The sequence below is a fragment of the Salinicola tamaricis genome (assembly GCF_003006155.1).
Taxonomy (GTDB): domain Bacteria; phylum Pseudomonadota; class Gammaproteobacteria; order Pseudomonadales; family Halomonadaceae; genus Salinicola; species Salinicola tamaricis.
This window is the reverse complement of record NZ_CP023559.1, coordinates 1,160,565-1,183,364: the sequence shown is the minus strand read 5'-3', so window position 1 is coordinate 1,183,364 and position 22,800 is coordinate 1,160,565. Positions and strand designations below refer to the sequence as shown.

The window sequence follows — 22,800 nt, the reverse complement described above, 5'->3', positions numbered from 1 at the left end:
CGTGGCACGCAAGACACCACTCAAGCGTTATCGCAATATCGGTATCGTTGCCCACGTCGACGCCGGCAAGACCACCACTACCGAGCGTGTCCTGTTCTACACCGGTCTGTCCCACAAGGTGGGTGAGGTTCATGAGGGCGCCGCCGTCATGGACTGGATGGAGCAGGAGCAGGAGCGTGGCATCACGATCACCTCCGCTGCGACCACCTGCTTCTGGCAGGGGATGAACAAGCAGTTCGACGAGCACCGCATCAACATCATCGACACCCCGGGACACGTTGACTTCACCATCGAAGTCGAGCGTTCCCTGCGTGTTCTCGATGGCGCGGTCGTCGTGCTGTGCGGCTCCTCCGGCGTGCAGCCGCAGACCGAGACCGTCTGGCGCCAGGCCAACAAGTACGAAGTGCCGCGCATGGTGTTCGTCAACAAGATGGACCGCGCCGGCGCCGACTTCTTCATGGTCGTCGATCAGCTCAAGAATCGTCTGGGCGCCAACGTCGTGCCGATCCAGATCAACTGGGGTGCCGAGGAAGAGTTCAAGGGCGTCATCGATCTGCTGCAGATGAAGGCGATCCTGTGGGACGAAGACAACTTCGGCATGAACTACGAGTTGGTCGACATCCCGGCCGATCTGCAGGAGACCGCCGAGACCTACCGTGAGCAGATGGTCGAAGCCGCCGCAGAAGCCAACGAAGAGCTGATGGACAAGTACCTCGAAGAGGGTGATCTGTCCATCGAAGAGATCAAGGCTGGTCTGCGCGCGCGCACGCTCTCCAACGAGATCGTCCTCGTGACCTGTGGCTCCGCGTTCAAGAACAAGGGCGTTCAGGCCGTGCTCGACGGCGTCATCGAATACCTGCCGTCGCCGACCGAGGTCAAGGCGATCGAAGGTGAGCTCGACGACAAGGACGGCACCGTCGCCACGCGTGAGGCCGACGACAACGCCCCGTTCGCGGCGCTGGCGTTCAAGATCGCCACCGACCCGTTCGTCGGCACCCTGACCTTCATGCGCGTCTACTCGGGCGTTCTGAAGTCGGGCGACAGCGTCTTCAACTCGGTCAAGTCGAAGAAAGAGCGTGTCGGCCGTATCGTTCAGATGCACGCCAACTCGCGCGAAGAGATCAAAGAGGTCTACGCCGGCGACATCGCCGCCTGTATCGGCCTCAAGGACGTGACCACCGGTGACACCCTGTGCGACCTGGATGCCAAGATCATCCTCGAGCGCATGGAGTTCCCGGAGCCGGTCATCTCGGTCGCCGTGGAACCGAAGTCCAAGGCCGACCAGGAGAAGATGGGCGTCGCCCTCGGCAAGCTGGCGCAGGAGGATCCCTCCTTCCGCGTGCAGACTGACGAAGAGACCGGCCAGACCATCATCTCCGGGATGGGCGAGCTGCACCTCGACATCATCGTTGACCGCATGCGTCGCGAGTTCAAGGTCGAGGCCAACATCGGCAAGCCGCAGGTCGCTTACCGCGAGACCATTCGTCAGTCGGTCGAGCAGGAAGGCAAGTTCGTGCGGCAGTCGGGTGGTCGCGGTCAGTACGGTCACGTTTGGCTGCGCATCGAGCCGCTGACCGACGCTGACAAGGGCGAGGACGAAGAAGAAGTCCACTTCAAGTTCGCGTCCGAGATCGTCGGCGGTGTCGTACCCAAAGAGTACGTGCCGGCCGTCGAGAAAGGGGCCTACGAGCAGCTCAAGAACGGTGTCATCGCGGGCTACCCGATGATCGACGTCAAGGTGACGCTGTTCGACGGCTCCTACCACGACGTGGACTCTAACGAGACCGCGTTCAAGGTCGCCTCATCCATGGCGATCAAGGAAGGTGCTCGCAAGGCTAAGGCCGTGCTGCTCGAGCCGGTGATGAAGGTCGAGGTCGTGACCCCGGAGGACTTCATGGGTGACGTCATGGGCGACCTTAACCGCCGCCGTGGCCTTGTCCAGGGCATGGATGACTCCTCCTCCGGCAAAGTCATTCGCGCCACGGTTCCGTTGGCTGAGATGTTCGGTTACGCGACCGATCTGCGTTCTCAGACCCAGGGACGCGCAAGCTACACCATGGAGTTTGCGAATTACGAAGAGGCGCCCTCCAGCGTCGTTGATGCCGTCATCAATCAGAACGGTTAACCGTTAGCTAACGTAAAGAGGTTATAGCAGTGGCTAAGGAAAAATTTGAACGCTCCAAACCGCACGTCAACGTCGGCACCATCGGTCACGTCGACCACGGCAAGACGACTCTGACGGCGGCTCTGACCCGTGTTTCCGCTGAAGTCTTCGGCGGCGAATGGCGTCAGTTCGACACCATCGACAACGCACCGGAAGAGCGCGAGCGCGGTATCACCATCGCGACCGCTCACGTCGAGTACCAGTCCGAAGTGCGTCACTACGCGCACGTCGACTGCCCGGGACACGCTGACTACGTCAAGAACATGATCACCGGTGCTGCCCAGATGGACGGCGCTATCCTGGTCTGTTCCGCTGCTGACGGCCCGATGCCGCAGACCCGCGAGCACATCCTGCTGTCGCGTCAGGTCGGCGTTCCGTACATCGTCGTGTTCCTGAACAAGGCCGACATGGTCGACGACGAAGAGCTGCTCGAGCTGGTCGAGATGGAAGTGCGTGAACTCCTCAACGAGTACGACTTCCCGGGCGACGACACCCCGATCATCATCGGCTCCGCGCTGATGGCGCTGGAAGGCAAGGATGACAACGGCATGGGTACCACCGCCGTTGCCAACCTGATCAAGTCGCTCGACGACTACATCCCGGAGCCGGAGCGTGCCATCGACCAGCCGTTCCTGATGCCGATCGAAGACGTCTTCTCGATCTCCGGCCGCGGCACCGTCGTGACCGGTCGTGTCGAGCGTGGTCTGGTCAAGTCCGGCGAAGAAGTCGAAATCGTCGGTATCCACGACACCACCAAGACCACCGTTACCGGTGTCGAAATGTTCCGCAAGCTGCTCGACGAAGGTCGTGCTGGCGAGAACATCGGTGCGCTGCTGCGTGGTACCAAGCGTGACGACGTCGAGCGTGGTCAGGTCCTGGCCAAGCCGGGCACCATCACCCCCCGCACACCAAGTTCGAAGCCGAAGTCTACGTGCTGTCCAAAGAAGAAGGTGGTCGTCACACCCCGTTCTTCAAGGGCTACCGTCCGCAGTTCTACTTCCGTACCACTGACGTGACCGGTACCTGTGAACTGCCGGAAGGTGTTGAGATGGTCATGCCGGGCGACAACGTCCAGATGGTCGTGACCCTGATCGCTCCGATCGCCATGGAAGACGGCCTGCGCTTCGCCATCCGCGAAGGCGGTCGTACCGTCGGCGCCGGCGTGGTCGCCAAGATCATCGAGTAAGTCTCGCTGATCGGATAGAAAAGGGGCGCTCCGGCGCCCCTTTTTCTGTCGCTGTCGGGAGGGGCGTGTTTGACACCCAAATTGGCCTCCCCTATAATGCGCGTCCTTTGAACGCGTGGGTCGACGGCTCGCGCCGTCAGTATCCATTGGAGCAGAACGTCAATGCAGAACCAAAAGATTCGCATCCGGCTGAAAGCGTTTGACCATCGCCTGATCGATCAGTCGGCTCAGGAGATCGTGGACACTGCCAAGCGCACTGGCGCTCAGGTGCGTGGTCCGATCCCGCTGCCGACCAATCGCGAGCGTTACACCATCCTGATCTCGCCGCACGTCAACAAGGACGCGCGCGACCAGTATGAGATTCGCACGCACAAGCGCGTTCTCGACATCGTCGAGCCGACGGAGAAGACCGTTGACGCGCTGATGAAGCTCGACCTCGCCGCCGGCGTGGACGTGCAGATCAAACTCGACTAACCAACACTAGACACTAGCGGGAGCTGAGTTCGCAGCGACCGCCGCGTCGTGAGACGCCACACAATGTGCTAGTGGAATGCTCTGGAAAGGGCAGCCATAGCGGGTGATAGCCCCGTACACTATAGGAGACTGAACATGACTATCGGTTTGGTCGGTAAAAAGGCGGGCATGACCCGTGTTTTCACCGAAGATGGCGCATCCGTGCCCGTAACCGTGATCGAGGTTGAGCCCAACCGCATCTCTGCTGTCAAGACCATCGAGTCCGACGGCTACCGTGCGGTGCAGGTCACAACCGGCTCCCGCAAAGCCAAACACCTCACCAAGGCGATTGCTGGTCAATACGCCAAGGCGGGGATCGAGGCTGGCCGTTCCCTGATGGAGTTTCGTCTCGCCGAGAGCGACGAAGCGCCGGAAGTGGGCGGTTCCTTCACCGTATCCCTCTTCGAAGCTGGTCAGAAAGTCGATGTGACCGGTACCTCCAAGGGCAAGGGCTTCCAGGGCGCTGTCAAGCGCTGGAACTTCCGTACCCAGGACAACAGCCACGGTAACTCGCTGTCTCACCGTGCGCCGGGTTCCATCGGTCAGTGCCAGACCCCGGGTCGCGTCTTCAAAGGCAAGAAGATGGCCGGCCAGATGGGCAATGAGCGCGTCACCGTCCAGAGCCTGGAAGTGGTGCGTGTCGATGCCGAGCGCAATCTGCTGTTGATCAAAGGCGCCGTGCCTGGTGCTCCGGGCTGCGATGTCGTCGTGCGCAGCGCCGTGAAAGCTCGCTGAGGGGACTGAGACCGATGAATCTGAATCTCGCAGGTGCCGCTGGCACCGTCGAAGTGTCCGCAGAGACCTTTGGCAAAGAATTCAACGAAGCGTTGGTGCACCAGGTCGTCAACCGCCTATCTGGCGGCGGGCCGTCAGGGCACCCGTGCCCAGAAGAAACCGCTCCGACGTGCGTGCGGCGGCAAGAAGCCGTGGCGCCAGAAGGGTACGGCCGCGCTCGTGCCGGCACCATCCGCTCGCCGCTGTGGCGTAGCGGGCGGTGTGACCTTCGCTGCCCGCCGCAGGACTACACGCAAAGGTCAACCGCAAGATGTACCGTGCGGCGATGCGTTCGATCCTGTCCGAGCTGGTGCGTCAGGAGCGTCTGGTGCTGGTCAACGAGTCGCCGTCGACGCGCCGAAGACCAAGCAGCTGGCCAGCAAGCTCAAGGAGCTGGATCTGGAGAAAGCGCTGATCGTCACCGAAGAACTCGACGAGAAGCTCTACCTGGCCGCGCGCAACATCCCCAACGTCGATGTCGTCGATGCTGCGGCCGCCGATCCGGTCAGCCTGATCGCCTTCGACAAGGTGCTGATGACCGTCTCCGCTCTGCGTAAATTCGAGGAGAAGCTGGGATGAACCAGGAACGCGTATACAAGGTTCTGCTCGGACCTCACATGACCGAGAAGGCCGCGCGCGCCGCCGAGAACAATCAGTACGTGTTCAAAGTGGCCCAGGACGCGACCAAGCCTGAGATCAAGAAGGCCGTCGAAGCGCTGTTCGGCAAGAAAGTCGCCGGTGTTTCCGTGCTCAACGTCAAGGGCAAGACCAAACGCACGCGCTTCGGCACGGGTCTGCGCAAGGGTTACCGCAAGGCGTACGTGACTCTGGCTGCGGGCGAAACGCTCGAAGACTTCTCTGGCGCCGAGTAAGGCAGGAGTACGGATCATGGCAGTAGTCAAGACAAAACCCACGTCCGCCGGTCGTCGTCACGTCGTCAAAGTCGTCAATGGCGAGCTCTACAAGGGCCGTCCGTTCGCGGCGCTGACCGAGAAGCAGTCGAAGTCCGGTGGTCGTAACAACAATGGCCGCATCACCACGCGCCACGTCGGTGGTGGCCATCGTCAGCATTATCGTCTGGTCGACTTCAAGCGCACCAAGGATGGCATCAATGCCGTCGTCGAGCGCATCGAGTACGACCCGAACCGTAGCGCCAACATTGCGCTGCTGAAGTACATGGACGGCGAGCGTCGTTACATCATCGCACCCAAGGGCCTGGTGGCCGGGGATGTGGTGGAGTCCGGCGTCAACGCATCCATCAAGCGTGGCAACGCGTTGCCGCTGCGCAACATCCCGGTCGGTTCTACGGTGCACTGCATCGAGCTGAAGCCGGGCAAGGGTGCGCAGATTGCACGCAGCGCCGGCGCCAGCGCTCAGCTGGTCGCCCGTGAAGGCAACTACGCGACCCTGCGTCTGCGCTCCGGCGAGATGCGTCGTGTACTGTCCGAGTGCCGCGCCACGCTGGGTGAAGTCGGTAACTCTGAGCACAGCCTGCGTCAACTGGGCAAGGCCGGTGCGAAACGGTGGAGAGGGGTGCGCCCGACCGTTCGCGGTGTCGCGATGAACCCGGTGGATCACCCGCACGGTGGTGGTGAAGGCCGCACCAGCGGTGGTCGTCATCCGGTCAGCCCGTGGGGTATTCCCACCAAGGGCCACAAGACCCGCAAGAACAAGCGTACCGACAAGCTCATCGTTCGTCGCCGCAAGTCCAAGTAACAGACATTAAGAGGTAACGGCTGTGCCACGTTCACTGAAGAAAGGTCCCTTCATCGACCTTCATCTGTTGAAGAAGGTCGAAGTCGCCGCGGAAAAGAACGATCGCAAACCGATCAAGACCTGGTCGCGTCGTTCGATGATCCTGCCGAACATGGTCGGGCTCACCATCGCGGTACATAACGGTCGCCAGCACGTCCCGGTGCACGTCTCCGAGGAAATGGTCGGCCACAAGTTGGGCGAGTTCGCTGCTACCCGCACTTATCGCGGTCATGCGGCGGACAAGAAAGCCAAACGCTGAGCCAAGAGGATTAAGAGATGGAAGTCGCTGCTAAGTTGCGTGGCGCTAGCTTGTCCGCCCAGAAGGCCCGTTTGGTGGCTGACCAGGTGCGCGGTAAGCCGGTCGCCGAAGCGCTCGACGTGCTGACCTTCTCCCCCAAGAAGGCCGCCAAGCTGGTCAAGAAGGTGCTGCAGTCCGCGATTGCCAATGCGGAAGAAAACAACGGCATGGACATCGACGAGCTGCGTGTCTCGACCATCTGTGTCGATGAGGGCATGACGCTCAAGCGCATTCAGCCGCGCGCAAAAGGCCGGGCGGATCGCATTCTGAAGCGCACCTGCCACATCACCGTCAAGGTAGCCGAGAAGTAGGAGTCGACCAGATGGGTCAGAAAGTCAATCCAGTCGGGATTCGTCTCGGCATCGTGAAAGATCACTCGTCGGTCTGGTACGCAGAGCGCGGTGCCTATGCCGACAAGCTGAACAACGATCTGGAAGTGCGTCGCTTCCTCGAAGAGCGTCTGAAGAACGCCTCCGTGAGCCGCATTACCATCGAACGTCCGGCCAACAACGCCCGTATCACCATTCACACTGCCCGTCCGGGCATCGTGATCGGCAAGAAGGGTGAGGACGTCGATCGTCTGCGCCAGGATGTCACCCGCATGATGGGTGTGCCGGTGCACGTCAACATCGAAGAAGTCCGCAAGCCGGAACTCGACGCCGCCCTGGTCGCGCAGAACATCGCCGGTCAGCTCGAACGTCGCGTGATGTTCCGCCGTGCCATGAAGCGCTCCGTCCAGAACGCCATGCGTCTGGGTGCCGGCGGTATCAAGGTGCAGCTCTCCGGTCGTCTCGGTGGTGCCGAGATCGCGCGTACCGAATGGTACCGCGAAGGTCGCGTGCCGCTTCACACCCTGCGTGCCGACATCGATTACGCCACTTATGAAGCACACACCACCTACGGCGTCATCGGCGTCAAGGTATGGGTCTTCAAGGGCGAGATCCTCGGGGGCATCGAAGAGGTGCGTGCCAAGCAGAAGCAACAGGCTCAGGCACCTGCACCGAAGAAGAAAGGTTCCAGGTAAGGGGAGACTGATCGATGTTGCAACCCAAGCGTACAAAGTTCCGCAAGGTGCAGAAAGGTCGTAACCGTGGCCTGGCGCATCGCGGCAGCAAGGTGAGCTTTGGAGACTTCGGTCTCAAGGCCACCGATCGCGGTCGTATCACCGCGCGTCAGATCGAAGCCGGTCGTCGTGCAATCACCCGTCACGTCAAGCGTGGTGGCAAGATCTGGATCCGCGTATTCCCGGACAAGCCGATTACCAACAAGCCCCTCGAGGTTCGTATGGGTAAAGGTAAGGGTTCCGTCGAGTACTGGGTGGCCCAGATCCAGCCGGGCAAGGTGCTCTACGAAATCGAAGGTGTCTCCGAGGAGCTGGCGCGTGAAGCGTTCTCCCTGGCGGCTCAGAAGATGCCCATCTCCACCACCTTTGTGAAACGGACGGTGATGTGATGAAAGCCAACGAAATGCGTGAAAAATCAGTCGATGCGCTGCAGGAGCAGCTCTTCGAACTGCTCAAGGAGCAGTTCAACCTGCGCATGCAGAAGGCCACCGGCCAGCTGAGCCAGACGCACCTGCTCAAGCAGGTTCGTCGCGACATCGCTCGCGTCAAGACTGTGCTCAACCAGAAGGCAGGTGACCAATAATGGCTGAAGCGAATAAAGCCCGTACGCTCACCGGCAAGGTCGTGAGCGACAAGATGGAAAAATCGATTGTCGTATTGATCGAGCGCCGCGAGCGTCATCCGATCTACGGCAAGTACATGAAGCGCTCCACCAAGCTGCACGCCCATGACGAGGCGAATCAGGCACGGACTGGCGACACGGTTTCCATTCAGGAATGCCGTCCGCTGTCCAAGAAGAAAGCCTGGACGTTGGTCGAGGTGGTCGAGCAGGCCAAGGGCTGAGCCCGACAGCGCCTTCTGAACCAGTGCAGTCAGATTAGGTTTGGAGAAAACCAATGATTCAGACTCAGACAATGCTGGATGTTGCCGACAACAGCGGCGCGCGCCGGGTGCAGTGCATCAAGGTGCTTGGCGGTTCACACCGCCGTTACGCTCGCGTGGGTGATGTCATCAAAGTGACGGTCAAGGAAGCGATTCCGCGGGGCAAGGTCAAGAAAGGCCAGGTCCTCAAGGCCGTCGTGGTGCGTACGCGCAGCGGTGTTCGTCGTAACGACGGCTCGCTGATTCGCTTCGATGGAAATGCGGCGGTTCTGTTGAACAACACCAACGAACAGCCGATCGGTACCCGTATCTTCGGGCCGGTTACTCGTGAACTTCGTAACGAGAAGTTCATGAAGATCATTTCCTTGGCGCCCGAAGTGCTGTAAGGAGCGAGGCGGATATGCACAAGATCAAACGTGACGACGAAGTCATCGTCATCGCCGGCAAGGACAAGGGCAAGCGTGGCACGATCAAGCGCGTCCTCGAGAACGACCGTTATGTCGTCTCGGGCGTCAACATGATCAAGCGCCACACCAAGCCCAATCCGATGGCTGGCAACCCGGGGGGTATCGTCGAGCGTGAGGCTCCGATCCATGCGTCCAACGTGGCCATCTTCAACGCGGAGACCGGCAAGGCGGATCGCGTCGGCTTCCAAGTGCAGGAAGACGGTACCAAGGTACGTATCTACAAGTCGACGCAGAAGCAGATCGACGCCTAACGCGAGTCGGGTAGCAAAATGGCGAACTTGAAAGAACGTTATCAAAGCGAGGTCATGGCTAAACTGCAGGAGCAGTTCAGCTATGCCAACGTGATGCAGGTGCCCCGGATCACCAAAGTGACCCTGAACATGGGCATCGGCGAAGCGACCAGCGATAAAAAGCTGATCGAAAACGCCATCGGCGACCTGGAGAAGCTCTCCGGTCAGAAGCCGATGGTGACCAAAGCGCGCAAGTCCATCGCTGGCTTCAAGGTCCGCGAAGGCTGGCCGATCGGCGTCAAGGTGACCCTGCGCCGCGAGCGGATGTGGGATTTCCTGGATCGCCTGGTCAACATCGCGATCCCCCGCGTGCGTGACTTCCGTGGTCTCAACCCGAAGTCCTTCGACGGCCGCGGCAACTACTCGATGGGCGTCCGTGAGCAGATCATCTTCCCGGAGATCGAATATGATAAGATCGACCGGATCCGTGGTCTGGACGTAACCATCACGACCAGCGCCAACACCGACGAAGAAGGTCGTGCGCTGCTCAGCGCGCTGAACTTCCCGTTCAAGCAATAAGGGTGGATTCATGGCAAAGAAAAGCATGATTGAGCGTGAGCTCAAGCGCGCGAAGCTGGTCGACAAATACGCCGCCAAGCGTGCCGCGCTCAAGAGCGTGATCTACGACGTCAACGCTTCTGAAGAAGAGCGCTTCGACGCTCAGCTGAAGCTGCAGCAGCTGCCGCGCGACTCCAGCAAGGTTCGTGCCCGCAACCGCTGCCGCATTACCGGTCGTCCGCACGGTTACTACAACAAGTTCGGTCTGGCCCGTAACAAGCTGCGCGAAGCGGCCATGCGTGGCGATGTCCCTGGACTGAAGAAGTCCAGCTGGTAAGCCACGTCGAGGAATTCAGGAGCGCAATGTAAATGAGCATGCAAGATACTCTGGCGGATATGTGTACCCGTATCCGCAATGCGCAGATGGCCACCAAGGAGACGGTCACCATGCCGTCTTCCAAGCTCAAGACGGAAGTGGCCCGCGTACTCAAGCAGGAAGGCTACATTACCGACTTCGCGGTCTCCGAGGGCGCCAAGCCCGAGCTGACCGTGACCCTCAAGTACTTCGAGGGCAAGCCGGTCATCGAGCACCTCCAGCGTGTATCCAAACCGTCGCTGCGGATCTACAAGGGCAAGAGTGCCATGCCCAAGGTCGCAGACGGTCTGGGTATCGCGATCGTCACCACCTCTCAGGGTGTCATGACCGATCGCGCCGCGCGCCAGGCGGGTGTCGGTGGTGAAGTCATCTGCACCGTATTCTAGGAGTGAGAAATGTCTCGCGTAGCCAAGTATCCGGTTAAACTGCCCAGCGGCGTCGAGGTCAAGTTCGACGGCGACCAGCTGTCCGTCAAGGGCGGCCAGGGCACGCTAGAACTGACCGTCCATCCCGACGTGAAAGTCGCTCAGGAAGACGGTCAACTGACCTTTGCTCCCAGTGAGCAGGCCAAGAGCTGGGCCATGGTCGGCACGACTCGTGCCCTGGTCCAGAACATGGTCACCGGCGCCTCCGAGGGTTTCACTCGGTCGCTGGAAATCAATGGCGTCGGCTATCGTGCCCAGGCAAGTGGCAAGACGCTGAATCTGACACTCGGTTTCTCCCACCCGATCGACTACACGCTGCCTGAAGGTGTCACGGCCGAAACGCCGAAGAGAACACCGTCATCGTGCTGAAAAGCGCGGACAAGCAGAAGCTCGGCCAGGTGGCTGCGGAAATTCGCGCCTTCCGTCCGCCGGAGCCCTACAAGGGCAAAGGGGTTCGGTACAGCGACGAACAAGTCCGCCGCAAAGAAGCCAAGAAGAAGTAAGGCAGGGTTATGAACGCGAAGAAAGAATCTCGTCTCCGTCGTGCCCGCCGCGCGCGCGCCAAGATCCGCGATCTGGGTGTGAACCGTCTGTGCGTCAACCGCACCCCGCGTCACATCTATGCGCAGATTATCTCGCCGGACGGCGGCAAAGTGCTGGCCAGCGCGTCCACGCTCGACAAGAGCCTGCGCGAGGGTACGACCGGTAACGCCGATGCGGCTGCCAAAGTGGGTGCACTCATCGCTGAGCGCGCCAAGGATGCCGGCATCTCTCAGGTTGCCTTCGACCGCGCTGGTTTCAAATACCACGGGCGTGTCAAGGCGTTGGCGGATGCCGCACGCGAAGGCGGTCTGCAATTCTAAAGGGTTTTACGATGGCGAATAACGAACAGAAGGGCGGTGATCTGCAAGAGAAGTTGGTGCAGGTCAACCGCGTCGCCAAGGTGGTCAAAGGTGGTCGTATCTTCGGCTTCACCGCGCTGACCGTCGTTGGCGATGGCAACGGCCGGGTCGGTTTCGGTCGTGGCAAGGCGCGTGAAGTGCCGGTCGCGATCCAGAAAGCCATGGACCAGGCACGTCGCAACATGGTCAAAGTCAGCCTCAGCGGCAGCACGCTGCAGTACCCGGTTCGCGCCCGTCACGGTGCGTCCAAGGTGTTCATGCAGCCGGCTTCCGAAGGTACCGGCATCATCGCCGGCGGCGCCATGCGCTCCGTCCTCGAGCTGGCCGGTGTTCATGACGTTCTGGCCAAGTGCTACGGCTCCACCAACCCGGTGAACGTCGTGCGTGCCACCATCAAGGGGCTCGCATCCATGCAGTCTCCGGAAGACATCGCCGCCAAGCGTGGCCTGTCTGTCGAAGAACTGGCGGGGTAAGCGACCATGGCAGAGACGATCAAAATCACTCAGACCCGCAGCACTATCGGTGTCCTGAAGAAGCACAAAGCGACCATGACGGGCCTTGGCCTGCGTCGCATCGGGCACTCGGTCGAGCTGGAAGACACCCCCGCCGTTCGCGGCATGATCAACAAGGTTCGTTACCTTGTTCGAATCGAGGGAGAGTAATCCATGAAACTCAACAGCTTAAGCCCGGCTCCGGGTTCCAAGCACGCTGAGAAACGCGTTGGGCGCGGCATCGGCTCCGGTCTCGGCAAGACCGGTGGCCGTGGCCACAAAGGTCTGAAGTCGCGTTCCGGCGGCTCGGTCAAGCCCGGTTTCGAAGGCGGCCAGATGCCGCTGCAGCGCCGTCTGCCGAAGTTCGGCTTCACCTCGGCCAAGTCGCTGGTGTCCGAAGAAGTTCGCCTCGGCGAACTGGCCAAGGTCGAGGGCGACGTCGCCGATCTCGCCAGCCTGAAGAAGGCCAACGTGCTCAAGAACGCAACCGAGTACGCCAAGGTCATCCTCTCCGGCGAGCTGACCAAGGCGATTACCGTGCGTGGCCTCAAGGTCACCAAAGGTGCACGCGCTGCGATCGAAGCGGCCGGTGGCAAGGTAGAGGACTAAATGGCTAAGTCAGGAAACGTGCCGGCGAACATGGGTAGTGGCCTCAGCGAGCTGGGGCGCGCCTGCGTTTCGTCTTCATCGCGATCGTGGTGTACCGCATCGGTGCCCACATTCCCGTACCCGGCATCGATCCTGACCAGCTGGCTGCCCTGTTTCGGGAGAACCAGGGCACCATCCTCGGCATGTTCAACATGTTCTCGGGTGGTGCGCTGCAGCGCATGAGTATCTTCGCGCTGGGGATCATGCCGTACATCTCCGCGTCGATCATCATGCAGCTTCTGACCGCGGTATCGCCTCAGCTCGAAGCGCTGAAGAAGGAAGGCGAGGCCGGGCGCCGGAAGATCAAACCAGTACACCCGCTACGGCACGGTGCTACTGGCGTTGATCCAGGCGAGCGGCATGTCAGTTGGTCTGGTCAGTCAGGGCGTCGCCTATACCGGCGGCATCAGTTTCTACTTCACCGCCGTCGTCACCTTCGTGGCCGGGGCCGTGTTCCTGATGTGGCTGGGCGAGCAGATCACCGAAAAGGGGATCGGCAACGGTATCTCGCTGATCATCTTCGCCGGGATCGTGGCTGGGCTGCCCAGTGCGATCGGTCAGTCGTTCGAGCTGGCGCGCAACGATGGCGCCTGGAACGTACTACCCCTGCTCGCACTGTCGCTGCTGGCCATCGCGACCGTGGCCTTCGTGGTGTTCATCGAACGCGGCCAGCGCCGTATTACGGTGAACTATCCGCGGCGTCAGGTCGGTAACAAGATGTACGCCGGTCAGAGCAGCTATCTGCCGCTGAAGGTCAACATGGCGGGTGTGATTCCGCCGATCTTCGCGTCCAGCATCCTGCTGTTCCCGGGGTCCATCGGTCAGTGGCTGGGCCAGAGCGACGGCTTCGAGTGGCTGCAGGTCGCATCACAGCAGCTCTCCCCTGGGGCGCCTCTGTACATCATCCTGTTTGCGGCGGCAGTGCTGTTCTTCTGCTTCTTCTATACGGCGTTGGTGTTCAACCCCAAGGATGTCGCCGACAACCTCAAGAAGTCGGGCGCCTTCCTGCCGGGGATCCGCCCGGGTGAGCAGACCGCGCGCTACGTCGACAAGGTGATGACACGGCTGACCCTGTTCGGGGCGCTCTACATCACGCTGGTGTCGCTGATGCCGCAGTTCCTGGTGGTGGCCTGGCAGGTGCCGTTCTACTTCGGCGGCACGTCGTTGCTGATCGTGGTCGTGGTGATCATGGACTTCATGGCCCAGGTTCAATCGCACCTGATGTCGCACCAGTACGAGTCGGTGATGAAGAAATCGAACCTGAAGGGCTACGGTAGCGGCGGCGTGATGCGCTGAGCCTCCGCGAGAGAGCATTTGGAGAGAACGATGAAAGTTCGAGCTTCTGTAAAGAAAATGTGCCGTAACTGCAAGATCATTCGGCGCAACGGCGCGGTCCGTGTCATCTGCACGGAACCACGTCACAAGCAGCGCCAGGGTTGATTCCCTAGCTGCACGAAAGCGGGCCATGGCATGCCCCTTGCCTCGAGAGAGGCAAAGGGGTATGCTATTGCGCCCTTTGTGGACGACTAAACGAGCAAGCCGCTCAACATTCGGAGTAAGCTGATGGCCCGTATTGCAGGCGTCAATATCCCGGACAACAAGCATGCGGCGATCTCGCTGACCTACATCTTCGGGATTGGCCGCACTCGCGCACAGGCGATCTGTGCCGCGGCCGGTATTGCACCGACGACCAAGATTCAGGAACTGTCTGGCGAAGAGCTCGACATCCTGCGTACCGAAGTCGGTAAGTACACCGTAGAAGGCGACCTTCGCCGTGACGTGACGCTGAACATCAAGCGTCTCATGGATCTGGGTTGCTATCGTGGTCTGCGCCATCGTCGTGGTCTTCCGCTGCGTGGTCAGCGTACCAAGACCAATGCGCGTACCCGTAAGGGACCGCGTAAACCGATTCGTAAATAATTAACGTTTCGACGTTAACTATCAGGAAACATCAACATGGCTAACCCGCGTAGTAACCGTAAAAAGGTTAAAAAGCAGGTCGTGGACGCCGTCGCGCACATCCACGCCTCTTTTAACAATACGATCGTGACGATCACAGACCGCCAGGGCAACGCGCTTTCTTGGGCGACTGCCGGTGGTTCGGGTTTTCGTGGTTCTCGCAAGAGCACCCCGTTCGCAGCTCAAGTAGCGAGTGAACGTGCAGCGACCGCTGCAGCCGAGTATGGTGTGAAAAACGTCGACGTGCTGGTCAAGGGCCCCGGCCCGGGCCGTGAGTCTGCCGTGCGTGCACTCAACGCCGCCGGCTTCCGTGTGCAGAGCATTACTGACGCGACGCCCATCCCGCATAACGGGTGCCGTCCGCCGAAGAAACGCCGCGTTTAAGGAGAACGACTCATGGCTCGTTATCTAGGACCCAAGTGCAAACTGTCTCGTCGTGAGGGTACCGACCTCTTCCTCAAGAGCGGTGTCACCCCCTTCGAGAAGAAGTGCAAATCCGAGCAGATCCCGGGTGTGCACGGCCAGCGCCGTCAGCGTCTTTCCGACTACGGCTTGCAGCTTCGCGAGAAGCAGAAAGTGCGTCGTATCTACGGCGTGCTCGAAAACCAGTTCCGCAACTACTACAAAGAAGCCGCGCGCCAGAAAGGGGCGACCGGTGAAGTGTTGTTGCAGCTGCTGGAATCCCGGCTGGACAACGTGGTTTACCGCATGGGCTTCGGCTCCACGCGCAGTGAATCGCGTCAGCTGGTGAGCCACAAGGCGATCTCGGTCAACGGCCGTACCGTCAACGTGGCTTCCTATCAGGTGCGTCCTGGCGACGTCGTGTCGTGCGTGAGAAGGCAAGAACCAGGCCCGTATCCAGCCGAGCGCTTCCATCGCCGCCAACCGTGCGACGTGACTGGATCGACGTCGACGCGAAGAAGATGGAAGGCACTTCAAGGCTGTCCCGGAACGCGGCGACCTGTCTGCCGACATCAACGAAAACCTGATCGTCGAGCTGTACTCCAAGTGAGGCCTGAGTTCGGACCGCCACGGCGGTCCGAACCGGCTGGAGTACCGATATTCGTTAGGCAGCCTGAGAAGGTGTTCATATGCAGCGTTCAGTGACAGAGTTTCTCCGTCCCCGCGACATCAAGGTCGAAGAAGTCAGTGCGAATCACGCCAAGATCGTGCTGGAACCCTTCGAGCGTGGTTTCGGCCATACCCTGGGGAATGCGCTGCGTCGCATCCTGCTCTCTTCGATGCCCGGCTGTGCCGTGGTCGAAGCGGAAATCGACGGCGTGCTGCATGAATACAGCGCCATCGAAGGTGTTCAGGAAGACGTCATCGAGATTCTACTGAATCTCAAGGACGTGGCCATCAAGATGCACGGCCGCGACGAGGCGCTCCTCACCCTGAACAAGCAGGGCCCGGGCATCATGACCGCAGGCGATATCGCCGTCGACCACGACGTCGAGATCGTCAATCCGGATCATGTGATCGCGCACCTCAACGACGGCAGCGATCTCAAGATGCAGCTGAAAGTCGTACGGGGCCGCGGTTACGAGCCCGCCGACGTGCGGCTCTCCGACGAGGACGAATCCCGTGCCATCGGTCGTCTGCAGCTGGATGCGACCTTCAGCCCGGTTCGTCGCGTGTCCTACGCGGTCGAAGCGGCGCGTGTCGAACAGCGCACCGACCTCGATAAGCTGGTCATCGATCTCGAAACTGACGGCACCTTGGACCCCGAAGAAGCGATTCGTCGTAGTGCGACCATCCTTCAGGAACAGCTGGCCGCCTTCGTCGATCTCGAAGCTGACCGAGAGCAGGAAGTCGAAGAGGAAGAGGATCAGATCGATCCGATCCTGCTGCGCCCCGTGGACGATCTCGAACTCACGGTTCGTAGCGCCAACTGCTTGAAGGCCGAGAATATTTACTACATTGGCGATTTGATTCAGCGCACGGAAGTCGAGCTGCTCAAGACGCCGAACCTTGGCAAGAAGTCCTTGAACGAAATCAAGGACGTGTTGGCTTCGCGCGGTCTTTCCCTCGGCATGCGGCTGGAAAACTGGCCGCCGGCGAGTCTGAAGGACGACAAGGCCTCCGCCTGAGGCGAGCCCTCGGCGGTGCCGGAGTGCCGACTCGAATCACCAGTTTGGTAAGAATAGCAATCATGCGTCATCGTAAGAGTGGTCGTCATCTGAATCGGACCAGCTCGCATCGGCACGCCATGTTCAAGAACATGTGCATCTCGCTGGTCGAGCATGAAGTGATCAAGACTACCCTGCCCAAGGCCAAGGAGCTGCGTCGTCATATCGAGCCGCTGATCACCCTGGCCAAGCAGGACAGCGTGGCGAATCGCCGTCTGGCGTTCAGCCGCACTCGCTCCAAGGAAGCCGTCGGCAAGCTCTTCAACGAGCTTGGCCCGCGTTACGCCACTCGCCCGGGCGGTTACGTCCGTGTGCTCAAGTGCGGTTTCCGCGCTGGCGACAACGCGCCGATGGCCTACGTCGAGCTGGTCGATCGTCCGGCCGTTCAGGAAGCTGCTGGCGACGAGTAAGTCGCCCCGCGTTTCCGCCGAACGGCACCAAAGCCGGCTGTCCGAGTGATCGGGCAGCCGGCTTTCTTTTTGTCCCTTCTTTTTGACCAGAGGCCGGTGTCGGCAGATCGTGTATCGATGGGGCGCGTGTCTCGCGGACTGAGGCCAGACCGCCTGGTGCATAGCGGCTCCCGAGGCGGCCGATATATGAGTGCCAGGGGCACGGAAGCGCCCGCAGGCGCTTCCAGTGAGCGGCGCTCAGGCGCGCTTGGCCTTGCCCTTGCTCGCCTTGGGTGAGGGCAGCGGCGCCAGGAAGCGCCCGGTGTGGGAATGTTCCTGGGCCGCCACCTGCTCCGGGGTGCCTTCTGCGATGATCCGTCCGCCGCCGGAGCCGCCCTCGGGACCGAGGTCGATCAGCCAGTCGGCGGTCTTGATCACATCCAGGTTGTGCTCGATCACCACCACGGTGTTGCCGTGGTCGCGCAGGCGGTGGAGCACGCCGAGCAGCTGGCGAATATCTTCGAAGTGCAGCCCGGTGGTGGGCTCGTCGAGGATATAGAGCGTCTGCCCGGTATCGCGCTTAGCCAGCTCGCGAGCCAGCTTGACGCGCTGCGCCTCGCCGCCGGAGAGGGTGGTCGCGCTCTGCCCCAGCCGCACGTAGGAGAGCCCCACGTCCATCAGCGTCTGTAGCCGGCGGGCAATCGCCGGCACCGGGCTGAAGAACTCGAGTGCCTCCTCGATCGTCATCTCCAGCACTTCGTGGATGTTCTTGCCCTTGTACTGGATCTCCAGCGTCTCGCGGTTGTAGCGCTTGCCCTGCACACGTCGCAGGGCACGTAGATGTCCGGCAGAAAGTGCATCTCCACCTTGATCATGCCCTCGCCCTGGCACGCCTCGCAGCGCCCGCCCTTGACGTTGAAGCTGAAGCGTCCCGGCTTGTAGCCCCGGGCGCGCGCCTCCTGCGTGCCCGAGAAGAGCTCGCGGATGGGGGTGAGATCCCGGTGTAGGTGGCCGGGTTGGAGCGCGGCGTGCGCCCGATCGGCTTTGATCGATATCGATGATCTTGTCGAGCTGGTCGAGCCCCTCGATGCTGCGGTAGGGGGCCGGTGGACAGCGTGGTGGCGCGATTGAGCTCGCGCGCCGCGATCGGCATCAGGGTCGAGTTGATCAGCGTCGACTTGCCCGCGGAGACCCCGGTGACGCAGACGAACAGCCCCAGCGGCAGCGTCAGGTCGACATTGTGCAGGTTGTTGCCACTGGCCCCGGTGAGCCGCAGCTGCTTTTCCGGATTGCCCGGAATCCGGTGGCGGCACCCCCTCGATCCGGCGCTTGCCCGAAGATACTGCCCGGTCAGCGAGTGCGAGGCGGCCTCGATCTGCTTGGGCGTGCCCTGGGCGACGATAGTACCGCCATGCACGCCGGCGCCAGGGCCGATGTCGAGCACGTGGTCGGCGGCGCGGATGGCATCCTCGTCGTGCTCGACCACGATCACCGTATTGCCCAGGTCGCGTAGCCGGTGAGGGTGCGCAGCAGACGGTCGTTGTCGCGCTGGTGCAGGCCGATCGAGGGCTCGTCGAGGATGTACATCACCCCTACAAGGCCGGCGCCGATCTGGCTCGCCAAGCGGATACGCTGGGCCTCGCCGCCGGAGAGGGTGTCGGCGCTGCGCTCCAGGGTCAGGTAGTCGAGGCCGACGTTGACCAGAAACTCCAGGCGGGCGTGGATCTCGTGGACGATCTTGGTCGCGATCTCACCCTTGCGGCCCGGCAGGCTCAGCTCGCGGAAGTAGTTCCAGGCCTCGCCCACCGGTAGCTGGGTGATCTGTGGCAGGTTGTGGTCGTCGACGAAGACATGACGCGCCTCGCGCTTGAGGCGGCTGCCGTCGCAGCTGGGGCAGGGGCGCACCGCCAGGTACTTGGCCAGATCGCGGACCATCGACGACTCGGTCTCACGGTAGCGCCGCTCCAGGTTGGGCAGTACGCCCTCGAAGGGGGCTCGCGGGTGACCTTGCGTCCGCGGTCATTGACGTAGCTGAAGGCGATGTCGTCGTTGCCACTGCCGTGGAGCACGATCTCGCGCTCGTGGCGGGCCAGTGCCTCCCACGGGGTCGAGGGTGAAGCGGTAGTGTTCGGCGACCGCCTGCAGCTGGCTGAAATAGTAGATGCTGCGCCGGTCCCAGCCCTTGATCGCGCCCTCGGCCAGCGACAGCTCCGGGTGGCTGATCAGCTTGTCCGGATCGAAGTACTGGCGCACGCCGAGACCATCACAGGTGGGGCAAGCACCGGCCGGGTTGTTGAACGAGAACAGCCGCGGTTCCAGCTCGGCCAGCGAGTAGCCGCAGATGGGGCAGGCGAAGCGTGAAGAGAACGCCAGATCCGCCTGCTCGCCATCCATGAAGTGGATGATCGCGGTACCGTCGGCCAGGTTGAGGGCGGTCTCGACGACGGGCCAGGCGCTGCTGCAGATCCGCGCGCACCTTGATACGGTCGACCACCACGCTGATATCGTGCTTGCGCTTCTTGTCCAGGGTCGGCAGGTCGTCGAGCTCGACGGTCTCGCCGTCGACCACCGCGCGCACGAAGCCCTGGGCGCGCAGCTCGCCGAGCAACTGCTGATGCTCACCCTTGCGCCCCTTGATCACCGGCGCCAGCAGCATCAGGCGGCTGCCCTCGGGCAGTGCCAGCACCTGGTCGACCATCTGCGATACCGTCTGCGCCTCCAGCTCCTCGCCGTGGGTCAGGGCAGCGCGGGGTGCCGGCGCGGGCGAACAGCAGGCGCAGGTAGTCGTAGATCTCGGTGATGGTGCCGACGGTGGAGCGTGGGTTGTGCGAAGTCGACTTCTGCTCGATCGAGATCGCCGGCGACAGCCCCTCGATATGGTCGACGTCGGGTTTCTCCATCATCGACAGGAATTGCCGCGCATAGGTGGAGAGCGACTCCACGTAGCGGCGCTGGCCCTCGGCATAGAGGGTATCGAAAGCTAGCGAGGACTTGCCCGACCCGGACAGGCCGGTGACCACGATCAGTTTGTCACGTGGCAGTTCGACATCGATATCCTTCAGGTTATGGGTACGCGCACCCCTGACCAGAATGCTGTCCATGACTACCTCGTGCAGCGAAGCGGGAAACGACCAGTATAGCAGTCTGTCGGCCTCGACCGGTCGCGGCGATAACGACGAAGACGATGGGCTGACGCTGACGCCGCGTCTGGCGCCGCCTGGCGCTTTCACTCGACCCGGGCGAGGCGTAAAATGGGGGGTTCCCTCATTCCCTCGCTTCTGCCGAGTTCACCAGCCGTGACTTCCATGACATCTCGTTTTCTCGTTACCGAACGGCGCGCCATCGTGGGTCTGGCCAGCCTCTATGCCTCGCGCATGCTGGGGCTGTTCATGGTCCTGCCGATCCTGGCGCTCTACGCCGACCATCTCGACGGCGCTACCCCCTTTCTCGTCGGCCTGGCCCTGGGCGGCTACGGCCTGACCCAGGCGATCCTGCAGATTCCCTTCGGCCTGCTCTCCGACCGGCTCGGACGCAAGGTGGTGATCGCCGGCGGCCTGCTGCTGTTCATTCTCGGCAGTGTCGTGGCGGCCAGCGCCACCTCGATCTACGTCGTCATCATCGGCCGCTGCCTGCAGGGCAGTGGCGCGGTCGCCGGCGCCATCATGGCGCTGCTCGCCGACCAGACCCGCGAGGAGATCCGCACCGCGGCGATGGCCACTATCGGTCTGTCGATCGGTGTCGCCTTCGGCGTGGCCATGGTGGTGGGGCCGCTGGTCGCCGATGTCGGCGGGCTGGCCGGGGTGTTCTGGTTCACCGCGGCGCTCTCCGCCGCCGGCCTGCTGATCCTGTGGAAGCTGGTGCCCAAGGCGCCACGCCGCATGGCCCACCGCGATGTCGGGCTCGACCGCCGCCAGCTGCGTGCCACCCTGATGCAGGGCGATCTGCTGCGGCTCGATTTCTCGATCTTTGCCCTGCATCTGATTCTGACCGCCTGTTTCGTCGCGCTGCCGTTTCAGCTCGAGGCCCTGGGCTTCGCCCCGGCACACCACGGCTGGGTCTATCTGCCGGTGATGGCGCTGGCCTTCCTGGCCATGGTGCCGTTGGTGATCGTGGCCGAGAAGTATCGCAAGATGAAGCCGGTGTTCGTCGGCGCCGTGGCGGCCATGACCCTCATCCTGCTCGGTTTCAGTGAGCTGGGGGACGACCGCGTCGCACTGCTGGCGCTGCTGTGGGGCTTCTTCGTGGTCTTCAATCTGCTCGAGGCAACCCTGCCCTCGATGATCAGCAAGCTGGCGCCGGCCGGGGCAAGGGCAACCGCCATGGGGGGTCTACTCACCAGTCAGTTCCTCGGCGCCTTTTTGGGCGGCACCCTGGGCGGGGCGCTGTCCCAGGGGCTGGGGATCCACAGTGTGTTCCTCGGCGCTGCAGTGATCGGGGCGATCTGGCTGGCGGTGGTGTGGAGAATGCCCGCGCCGCGCCACCTGTCGAGCGAAATCGTACCGCTGGACGCGCAATCCATGGGCATGCTCGATACACTGCTCGAGCGTTTCGCCTCGGTCGCCGGGGTCGAGGACGTAATGGTCGTGCCCGAAGAGCGCGTCGCTTATCTCAAGGTCGACCGCCAGCGCCTGGACGCCGAAGCGCTGGCCCGTATCACCGGCAATCAATGGCAACGAACCGACGCCTGAGGGCGTCGTAAACGCAGGTAAGGCAAGGAGACAACGATGGCCCGAGGTGTGAACAAAGTCATCCTGATCGGCAACCTGGGACAGGATCCGGAAGTCCGCTTCCTGCCGTCGGGCAATCCGGTGTGCAACCTGCGCATCGCGACCACCGATACCTGGACCGACCGTCAGAGCGGCCAGCGTCAGGAGCGTACCGAGTGGCACAGCGTGGTGCTGTTCAACAAGCTGGCGGAAATCGCCCAGCAGTACGTCAAGAAGGGTTCGCGGATCTATATCGAAGGGCGCCTGCAGACTCGCAAGTGGCAGGGGCAGGATGGCCAGGATCGCTACTCCACCGAGATCGTCGGCAACGACATGCAGATGCTCGACTCGCGCAGCGGTCAGGGCGGTGGTGACTACAACCAGAACCAGTATGGCGGCGCGCCGCAGCAGCCCCAGGGTGGCTATGGCCAGCAGCAGCCCGCCCCGGCCCAGCAGGGCGGCTATGGTCAGCAGCAGCCGGCGCCGGCAGCAGGGCAGCTACGGCAACCAGCCCCAGCGTCCGCCGCAGAACCAGCCGGCGCCGCAGCCCAACCAGCAGAACGCCAACTACGGCGCGCCGAATCCGGGCAGCTTCGACGATTTCGACGACGAAATCCCGTTCTGATTCGCCCGCGCGGCAGGTGATGACCCCGCCTCGGCGGGGTTTTTTTGTGGGCGCCTTCCCTGGCGCCCACCCTGCGGGTCGTCGCTGCGCGACGTGCAAAACCGCTCCCGGCGGTTTTTGCGATGGGCGCCTTCCCTGGCCGACATCCCGTGACATCGCCTTACCGGCGGTGTGACTCGACGCCTTTCGGGCGGCGGATTAGAATGGCGGGTTCGATAGCCTTCTAATGATCACCCCGGTGCCGACGTCCGCGTCGCCGC

The 22,800-nt window shown here is 62.0% G+C and carries 27 protein-coding genes and 7 pseudogenes; 33 read left to right on the top strand and 1 reads right to left on the bottom strand.

The window, feature by feature from the left end; all coding sequences use genetic code 11:
• Position 1: 1 nt before the first annotated feature.
• The 31 genes and pseudogenes from fusA to rplQ all read left to right on the top strand — a co-directional run bounded on the left by fusA (position 2) and on the right by rplQ (position 17,230).
• On the top strand, positions 2 to 2,125 hold the full coding sequence (fusA, locus tag CN538_RS05505; protein ID WP_035470361.1) for an elongation factor G: 2,124 nt from the start codon (positions 2 to 4) through the stop codon (positions 2,123 to 2,125).
• Between the two features lie 29 nt (positions 2,126 to 2,154).
• Positions 2,155 to 3,350, top strand: a pseudogene (gene tuf / locus CN538_RS05500) (elongation factor Tu).
• Between the two features lie 162 nt (positions 3,351 to 3,512).
• Positions 3,513 to 3,824 (top strand): 30S ribosomal protein S10, encoded by a 312-nt coding sequence (rpsJ, locus tag CN538_RS05495; protein WP_035470365.1) that lies wholly within the window; start codon positions 3,513 to 3,515, stop codon positions 3,822 to 3,824.
• A gap of 135 nt (positions 3,825 to 3,959) precedes the next feature.
• A complete protein-coding gene (gene rplC / locus CN538_RS05490) occupies positions 3,960 to 4,598 on the top strand; it encodes a 50S ribosomal protein L3 (RefSeq protein WP_106418804.1) in 639 nt (212 codons plus the stop codon).
• Between the two features lie 14 nt (positions 4,599 to 4,612).
• A pseudogene (gene rplD / locus CN538_RS25985) lies at positions 4,613 to 4,834 on the top strand (50S ribosomal protein L4); the annotation flags it as partial.
• 25 nt (positions 4,835 to 4,859) lie between these two features.
• Complete coding sequence (gene rplD, locus CN538_RS25980) at positions 4,860 to 5,216, top strand: 50S ribosomal protein L4 (protein WP_277985101.1); 357 nt, start codon at positions 4,860 to 4,862, stop codon at positions 5,214 to 5,216.
• On the top strand, positions 5,213 to 5,509 hold the full coding sequence (gene rplW, locus CN538_RS05480; protein WP_035470371.1) for a 50S ribosomal protein L23: 297 nt from the start codon (positions 5,213 to 5,215) through the stop codon (positions 5,507 to 5,509). The genes rplD (CN538_RS25980) and rplW overlap by 4 nt, the downstream gene beginning before the upstream one ends.
• A 16-nt stretch (positions 5,510 to 5,525) precedes the next feature.
• Positions 5,526 to 6,353, top strand: a complete 828-nt coding sequence (gene rplB, locus CN538_RS05475) for a 50S ribosomal protein L2 (RefSeq protein WP_035470373.1) — start codon at positions 5,526 to 5,528, stop codon at positions 6,351 to 6,353.
• Positions 6,354 to 6,375: 22 nt separating this feature from the next.
• The gene (gene rpsS, locus CN538_RS05470; protein ID WP_035470375.1) at positions 6,376 to 6,651 is read left to right on the top strand and encodes a 30S ribosomal protein S19; all 276 of its coding nucleotides are present in this window, start codon (positions 6,376 to 6,378) and stop codon (positions 6,649 to 6,651) included.
• 17 nt (positions 6,652 to 6,668) lie between these two features.
• Positions 6,669 to 7,001 (top strand): 50S ribosomal protein L22, encoded by a 333-nt coding sequence (rplV, locus tag CN538_RS05465; RefSeq protein ID WP_035470378.1) that lies wholly within the window; start codon positions 6,669 to 6,671, stop codon positions 6,999 to 7,001.
• A gap of 11 nt (positions 7,002 to 7,012) precedes the next feature.
• On the top strand, positions 7,013 to 7,714 hold the full coding sequence (gene rpsC, locus CN538_RS05460; protein WP_035470380.1) for a 30S ribosomal protein S3: 702 nt from the start codon (positions 7,013 to 7,015) through the stop codon (positions 7,712 to 7,714).
• A 14-nt stretch (positions 7,715 to 7,728) separates the two neighbouring features.
• Positions 7,729 to 8,142 carry a 50S ribosomal protein L16 gene (rplP, locus tag CN538_RS05455; RefSeq protein ID WP_035470382.1) on the top strand — a complete coding sequence of 138 codons (414 nt, stop codon included), beginning with the start codon at positions 7,729 to 7,731 and terminating at the stop codon, positions 8,140 to 8,142.
• Positions 8,142 to 8,336, top strand: a complete 195-nt coding sequence (gene rpmC, locus CN538_RS05450; protein ID WP_035470384.1) for a 50S ribosomal protein L29 — start codon at positions 8,142 to 8,144, stop codon at positions 8,334 to 8,336. Before rplP ends, rpmC begins: the two co-directional genes overlap by 1 nt.
• Complete coding sequence (rpsQ, locus tag CN538_RS05445) at positions 8,336 to 8,596, top strand: 30S ribosomal protein S17 (RefSeq protein WP_035470386.1); 261 nt, start codon at positions 8,336 to 8,338, stop codon at positions 8,594 to 8,596. Before rpmC ends, rpsQ begins: the two co-directional genes overlap by 1 nt.
• A gap of 53 nt (positions 8,597 to 8,649) precedes the next feature.
• Positions 8,650 to 9,021: a 50S ribosomal protein L14 gene (gene rplN, locus CN538_RS05440; protein WP_035470387.1), complete on the top strand. Its 372-nt coding sequence runs from the start codon at positions 8,650 to 8,652 to the stop codon at positions 9,019 to 9,021.
• 14 nt (positions 9,022 to 9,035) lie between these two features.
• On the top strand, positions 9,036 to 9,353 hold the full coding sequence (gene rplX, locus CN538_RS05435; RefSeq protein WP_035470388.1) for a 50S ribosomal protein L24: 318 nt from the start codon (positions 9,036 to 9,038) through the stop codon (positions 9,351 to 9,353).
• 18 nt (positions 9,354 to 9,371) lie between these two features.
• Complete coding sequence (rplE, locus tag CN538_RS05430; RefSeq protein WP_035470389.1) at positions 9,372 to 9,911, top strand: 50S ribosomal protein L5; 540 nt, start codon at positions 9,372 to 9,374, stop codon at positions 9,909 to 9,911.
• 10 nt (positions 9,912 to 9,921) lie between these two features.
• A complete protein-coding gene (gene rpsN, locus CN538_RS05425) occupies positions 9,922 to 10,227 on the top strand; it encodes a 30S ribosomal protein S14 (RefSeq protein ID WP_106418803.1) in 306 nt (101 codons plus the stop codon).
• A gap of 32 nt (positions 10,228 to 10,259) precedes the next feature.
• Positions 10,260 to 10,652 carry a 30S ribosomal protein S8 gene (rpsH, locus tag CN538_RS05420; RefSeq protein ID WP_035470391.1) on the top strand — a complete coding sequence of 131 codons (393 nt, stop codon included), beginning with the start codon at positions 10,260 to 10,262 and terminating at the stop codon, positions 10,650 to 10,652.
• Positions 10,653 to 10,661: 9 nt separating this feature from the next.
• Positions 10,662 to 11,194: pseudogene (rplF, locus tag CN538_RS05415) on the top strand (50S ribosomal protein L6).
• Positions 11,195 to 11,203: 9 nt separating this feature from the next.
• Complete coding sequence (gene rplR / locus CN538_RS05410; RefSeq protein ID WP_035470393.1) at positions 11,204 to 11,554, top strand: 50S ribosomal protein L18; 351 nt, start codon at positions 11,204 to 11,206, stop codon at positions 11,552 to 11,554.
• 11 nt (positions 11,555 to 11,565) lie between these two features.
• Positions 11,566 to 12,066 (top strand): 30S ribosomal protein S5, encoded by a 501-nt coding sequence (rpsE, locus tag CN538_RS05405; protein ID WP_035470394.1) that lies wholly within the window; start codon positions 11,566 to 11,568, stop codon positions 12,064 to 12,066.
• A 6-nt stretch (positions 12,067 to 12,072) separates the two neighbouring features.
• Positions 12,073 to 12,255: a 50S ribosomal protein L30 gene (gene rpmD, locus CN538_RS05400; protein ID WP_035470395.1), complete on the top strand. Its 183-nt coding sequence runs from the start codon at positions 12,073 to 12,075 to the stop codon at positions 12,253 to 12,255.
• A gap of 3 nt (positions 12,256 to 12,258) precedes the next feature.
• Positions 12,259 to 12,693 (top strand): 50S ribosomal protein L15, encoded by a 435-nt coding sequence (gene rplO, locus CN538_RS05395; RefSeq protein ID WP_106418802.1) that lies wholly within the window; start codon positions 12,259 to 12,261, stop codon positions 12,691 to 12,693.
• A pseudogene (gene secY, locus CN538_RS05390) lies at positions 12,694 to 14,028 on the top strand (preprotein translocase subunit SecY). It begins immediately after the preceding gene.
• 30 nt (positions 14,029 to 14,058) lie between these two features.
• Positions 14,059 to 14,172, top strand: coding sequence for a 50S ribosomal protein L36 (gene rpmJ / locus CN538_RS05385; protein WP_031384759.1), 114 nt, complete (start codon positions 14,059 to 14,061; stop codon positions 14,170 to 14,172).
• A gap of 123 nt (positions 14,173 to 14,295) precedes the next feature.
• Complete coding sequence (gene rpsM, locus CN538_RS05380) at positions 14,296 to 14,652, top strand: 30S ribosomal protein S13 (protein WP_035470398.1); 357 nt, start codon at positions 14,296 to 14,298, stop codon at positions 14,650 to 14,652.
• A gap of 36 nt (positions 14,653 to 14,688) precedes the next feature.
• Positions 14,689 to 15,075 carry a 30S ribosomal protein S11 gene (gene rpsK, locus CN538_RS05375; RefSeq protein WP_009723883.1) on the top strand — a complete coding sequence of 129 codons (387 nt, stop codon included), beginning with the start codon at positions 14,689 to 14,691 and terminating at the stop codon, positions 15,073 to 15,075.
• 12 nt (positions 15,076 to 15,087) lie between these two features.
• Positions 15,088 to 15,703 (top strand): annotated as a pseudogene (rpsD, locus tag CN538_RS05370) (30S ribosomal protein S4).
• 79 nt (positions 15,704 to 15,782) lie between these two features.
• Positions 15,783 to 16,781, top strand: a complete 999-nt coding sequence (locus CN538_RS05365; RefSeq protein WP_106418801.1) for a DNA-directed RNA polymerase subunit alpha — start codon at positions 15,783 to 15,785, stop codon at positions 16,779 to 16,781.
• A gap of 62 nt (positions 16,782 to 16,843) precedes the next feature.
• Positions 16,844 to 17,230 carry a 50S ribosomal protein L17 gene (gene rplQ / locus CN538_RS05360; RefSeq protein ID WP_035470401.1) on the top strand — a complete coding sequence of 129 codons (387 nt, stop codon included), beginning with the start codon at positions 16,844 to 16,846 and terminating at the stop codon, positions 17,228 to 17,230.
• A 237-nt stretch (positions 17,231 to 17,467) separates the two neighbouring features.
• On the opposite strand, the pseudogene uvrA reads toward rplQ, so the two are convergent.
• Positions 17,468 to 20,310: pseudogene (gene uvrA, locus CN538_RS05355) on the bottom strand (excinuclease ABC subunit UvrA).
• Between the two features lie 204 nt (positions 20,311 to 20,514).
• On the opposite strand from uvrA, the gene CN538_RS05350 reads away from it, so the two are divergent.
• Entirely contained in the window at positions 20,515 to 21,897 is a 1,383-nt protein-coding gene (locus tag CN538_RS05350) for an MFS transporter (protein WP_207233647.1), read from the top strand.
• Positions 21,898 to 21,933: 36 nt separating this feature from the next.
• Positions 21,934 to 22,540, top strand: a pseudogene (locus CN538_RS05345) (single-stranded DNA-binding protein).
• Positions 22,541 to 22,800 lie beyond the last annotated feature (260 nt).